The following is a 1,072-nucleotide window of genomic DNA, read 5'->3' on the forward strand; positions in this document are numbered from 1 at the left end:
AATAAACGTTTTTTATTATTCTCTGTTTAGTTGTTAATCATTATGTCACTTCTAAAAAATCTTGAGATGAAACCACTAACCTAATAACTGACAGTAAAATTTAGACTAAATTTAAAACAATAGTCACAATATTGAATATATATTGTAAATTTCACTTTATTTGTTACTATCAACTGGCTAAATGTTCGTTATCAATTTATTATATAAGTTATGCACTTCGTTATGATTGACTCGGCAGCTAATTATCAATAATGCTAGACTAAAATAGCTAAGTTTATTAGCTTTTCGCTTTACGTTATCATCTGATCATAGCCTAACGCTTTTTTGACTGTGCATCGCCTTTTAATAGTCGCTTAGTAGCTCCTTAATCTGTTATTTGCTGGAGCTTATATTCGACGATTTTTTGGGGTCGAGCGTTACTTTATTTTGTTTATCACACTTTGTTTTATTTCAATTTATTCCAACAATGGCCATTATTATGAATGACGATACCAATTTGAATATGGATAATCCTAATACAGATAAAGAACAGTTCGAACAGGCTGCTCTACATTATCATGAGTTTCCAAGACCAGGTAAAATCTCGGTAACACCTATTAAACAACTGGCTAACCAGCGTGATTTGGCTTTAGCCTATTCGCCAGGTGTCGCAGTACCTTGTCTTGAGATTCAAAAAGACCCAACGACAGCCGCTAAATATACAGCACGTAGTAATTTGGTTGGTGTTATTACTAACGGTACTGCCGTATTGGGTTTGGGTGATATCGGTCCGCTGGCGTCAAAACCAGTGATGGAAGGTAAAGGGGTATTATTCAAAAAATTCGCTGGTATCGATGTTTTTGATATTGAAATTCAACAAAATGATCCTGACAAATTTATTGAAGCGGTTGCATCACTGGAGCCAACGTTTGGTGGTATTAACTTAGAAGACATCAAAGCACCTGAATGTTTTAAAATCGAGCGCGAGCTGCGTAAACGTATGAACATTCCAGTTTTTCATGACGATCAACATGGTACCTCTATTATCGTTGCTGCCGCCATGCTAAACGCCCTCATTTTGACTGGCAAAAAG

General features: G+C 35.7%; 1 pseudogene. It reads left to right on the forward strand.

Features of this window, described 5'->3' with window-relative positions:
* Positions 1-478 precede the first annotated feature (478 nt).
* Positions 479-1,072 (forward strand): annotated as a pseudogene (locus ACS8FD_RS16455) (NADP-dependent malic enzyme); the annotation flags it as partial.

This window comes from Psychrobacter sp. 1U2, assembly GCF_051847575.1.